4 protein-coding genes are annotated in these 3,456 nt (G+C 74.8%); all 4 read right to left on the bottom strand.

Features of this window, described 5'->3' with window-relative positions; genetic code table 11:
• The coding region (locus EBH09_RS31460; RefSeq protein ID WP_153182751.1) for an SMC family ATPase at positions 1-1,065 on the bottom strand (1,065 nt) is incomplete at its 3' end.
• Positions 1,062-2,225 carry an exonuclease SbcCD subunit D gene (locus tag EBH09_RS31455; protein ID WP_121750248.1) on the bottom strand — a complete coding sequence of 388 codons (1,164 nt, stop codon included), beginning with the start codon at positions 2,223-2,225 and terminating at the stop codon, positions 1,062-1,064. The genes EBH09_RS31455 and EBH09_RS31460, both read right to left, overlap by 4 nt.
• 103 nt (positions 2,226-2,328) lie before the next feature.
• A complete protein-coding gene (locus EBH09_RS31450; RefSeq protein WP_121750247.1) occupies positions 2,329-2,955 on the bottom strand; it encodes a YigZ family protein in 627 nt (208 codons plus the stop codon).
• A 17-nt stretch (positions 2,956-2,972) separates the two neighbouring features.
• Positions 2,973-3,456: histidine phosphatase family protein (locus tag EBH09_RS31445; RefSeq protein WP_121750246.1), on the bottom strand; the 484-nt coding region annotated here is incomplete at its 5' end.

Raw genomic sequence — 3,456 nt, 5'->3', positions numbered from 1 at the left:
CAGCAGGGCACGCGCGCGCTCCTCCGCGGCCGCGGCCCGCCGGTGTTCGGCGTCGGCGGCATCCCGCAGCTCCAGTGCGGGGGCGACCGCTTCGGCCTTGCGGGCGCGCTCCATGCGTTTCTGTGCGGTGCGGTGGGCGTCGGCCCGCTCGGCCAGCCGTGCGGCCCGCTCCCGCGCCTCCGCGAACCGGCGTTGCAGCCGGTCCAGTTCCCGTGCGCCCGCCAGGTCGCGTTCGGCGGCGGCCTGGGCGGACTCGGCGGTCAAGAGCCGGCAGTCGGCGACGGCCAGCAGCTCGCGGGCGGTGCTGCGGGCGACGGCGGCGGCGGTGAGGACGGCCTCGGCCAGTCCCGGCTCGCCCGGCGCCAGCTCCGGCAGTTCCATCGCGCCGCCGGCGGCCTGCTGCATCCGGTGGGCGTCGGCCAGCAGCGTGGCGTCCCCCTCGCGCACCTGGGCCTCGGTGGCGCGGCGCCGCTCGGCGAGGCGTTTCTCGACGTCGGCGAAGCGCCGGGTGTCGAAGAGCCGGCCGAGGAGCTTGCCGCGCGCCTCCGCGTCGGCGCGCAGGAAGCGCGCGAAGTCGCCCTGGGGCAACAGCACGACCTGGCAGAACTGCTCGCGGCTCATGCCGAGCAGCTGGGTGATCTCCTCGCCGATCTCCTGGTGGGAGCGGCTCAGGGCCTTCCAGGTCCCGGCGCCCGCGTCGTACTCGCGCAGCCAGGTCTGGGCCTTGTCGACGGTCGTGCCCTTGCCGCGCAGCTTCGGACGCTCCCAGGGCGGCTGCCGGGTGACCTCCAGCCGCCGTCCGGCGACGGTGAGTTCGAGGCGCACCTCGGTGCGCGTGCCGGCGGCGGCGTGGTCGCTGCGCAGGCTCATGCCCTGGCCGCTCTGGCGGGCGCCGGGGACCGAGCCGTACAGCGCGTAGCAGACGGCGTCGAGGACGGAGGTCTTGCCGGCGCCGGTGGGTCCGTGCAGCAGGAAGAGTCCGGCCGCCGACAGGTCGTCGAAGTCGACCCCCTGCGATGCGCCGAAGGGCCCGAAGGCGGTGACGTCCAGCCGGTGCAGCCTCACCGGGCCACCTCCCGCAGGGTCTCGTCCGCGCGCACCGCGTCGAAGGCGTCCCGCAGCACGGTCTGTTCGTGGTCGTCGGGTCCGGCGCCGCGCACATGCGTCACGAAGTCCTCCGCGATCTGCTGGTCGCTGCGTCCGGCGAGGCGCCGGGCGTAGGACACGGCCGGGTCGGCCGGGGCCCGCTCGGGGTCGAAGAGGAGACTCAGCGTGTGCGGGAAGCGGCCGGTGAGCCGGGCCATGGGGTCGGCCGGACGGACCGGGTCGGTGAGGGTCGCCTCGACCCACGCCTCCTCGTACGGGGTCAGCCCGGGGTCGGCGAGCAGCTCCTCCAGGGTGCCGCGCAGCCGGGCCAGGTCGCGTGGCACCGGGCAGTCGACCCGCTCGGCGGTGACCGAGCCTTCGGCGTCCAGGTCGACGAGCCACATGCTCTTGCGGTGCCGGTGCTCCGAGAAGGAGTACGGCAGCGGGGAGCCGGAGTAGCGGACGCGCTCGGTCAGGGTCTGGCAGCCGTGCAGGTGTCCGAGCGCCACGTAGTCGACCCCGTCGAAGACACCGGAGGGCACGGCGGCCACCCCTCCGACGGTGATGTCCCGTTCGCTGTCGCTCTGCTCGCCGCCGGTGACGAAGGCGTGCGCGAGGACGACGGAACGCGTTCCCCGCGCGCGCGTGGCGAGGTCGGCGCGGACCCGGTCCATGGCGGCGGCGAGCACGGCCTCGTGGCCCGCCTTCTCGACCCGGAACTCGGTCTTCACCAGCGCCGGTTCGAGATACGGCAGCCCGTAGAAGGCCACTTCACCGTGCGCGTCCTCCAGCACGACCGGGGTCCCGCAGCCCGCCGGGTCGGTGCGCAGGTGGATGCCGGCGCGGTCGATGAGTCCGGCGCCCACGCCCAGGCGGCGGGCCGAGTCGTGGTTCCCGGAGATCATCACCGTCGGCACACCGAGGTCGGCGAGGCGGTGCAGTGCGTCGTCGAACAGCTCGACGGCGGCGAGCGGCGGCACCGCGCGGTCGTACACGTCTCCCGACACGACCACGGCGTCGACGCCGTGCGCGCGCACGGTCTCGACGAGGTGGCCGATGAACCCGGCCTGGGCGCCCAGCATGTCCACCCGGTGGAACGCCCGGCCGAGATGCCAGTCGGAAGTGTGCAGCAGTCGCATGATCCCCGAGACTAACGGCAGGGTCCGACAGCCCGGGTGGTTACTCCCGTTTCGCCCTGTGACCACGCCCTCTAAAGGCCGTTACGCCCTTTTTGCCGCCCTGTCACGCGTCCCCGTACGCCTCGCCGCCCAGTTCGAACCCGGCCGACCCGGCGGTGGCGTCCGCGAGCCAGGACCGGAAGGCGCCCACGTCGGCCTCCGGCAGGCCGACCTCGATGGTGACGGCCTCGGCGTACCGCACGTCGCGCACCGCGCGTCCCGCCGTGCGCAGATCGTTCTGGAGCTTGCCGGCGCGCTGGTGGTCGACGGTCACCGTGGCGAGGCGGAAACGGCGGCGGGTGAGCGTGCCGAGGTCGTCCAGGGCCTCGCCGACGGCGCCGCCGTAGGCGCGGATGAGTCCGCCCGCGCCGAGCTTGACGCCGCCGTAGTAGCGGGTGACGACGGCGACGACGTAGCGCATGTCGCGGCGCAGCAGCATCTGGAGCATCGGGACGCCGGCGGTGCCGCCGGGCTCGCCGTCGTCGCTGGCCTTCTGCACGGCGGCGTCGGCTCCGATGACGTACGCCCAGCAGTTGTGGCTGGCGTCCGCGTGCTCCTTGCGGACGGCCGCGACGAACGCCTGGGCCTCCTGCTCGGTGGCGGCCGGGGCGAGGGCGCACAGGAAGCGGGAGCGGTTGATCTCGGTTTCGTGCACACCCGCGCGGGCGACCGTGCGGTACTCGTCCTGCATCCGGCCAGCCTATGCGCTCACCGCGGCACACCCCTCGGCACGGTCATCGCGGTCAGCAGGGCCGCGCCGGGGGCGAGGGCCCGCCAGGTGGTGCCGTGCCAGTCCAGTACGGCCATCGCCGACGTGGGGTACTTCGCGCGGACCCGGTCCAGCGTGTCGTCGAGAGCGTCCCCGGCCAGCGCCAGGACGAGTTCCTCCAGGCCGGGACTGTGGCCCACGAGGAGCAGTGTGTCGATGTCGGCGGACACCTCGCGCACCACCTCGAGGAGGTCCGCCGCGCCGGCCGCGTACAGGCGCGCGTCGTAGCGCACGGACGGCGGCGTGCCCCACTCGGCGGAGGCCAGTTCCCAGGTCTGCCGGGCGCGTACGGCGGTGGAGCACAGGGCGAGGTCCGGCAGCCGGTCGGCCTGGGCGAGGGCCCGTCCGGCGGCGGGGGCGTCGCGGCGACCGCGTCCGGCGAGGGGACGGTCGTGGTCGGCGACACCGGCGGGGCGCGCCGAC

This window comes from Streptomyces sp. E2N166 (assembly GCF_003671715.1).
Taxonomy (GTDB): Bacteria; Actinomycetota; Actinomycetes; order Streptomycetales; family Streptomycetaceae; genus Streptomyces; species Streptomyces thinghirensis.
The sequence above is the reverse complement of the archived record's forward strand: the minus strand, read 5'-3'. Positions and strand labels throughout refer to the sequence as shown.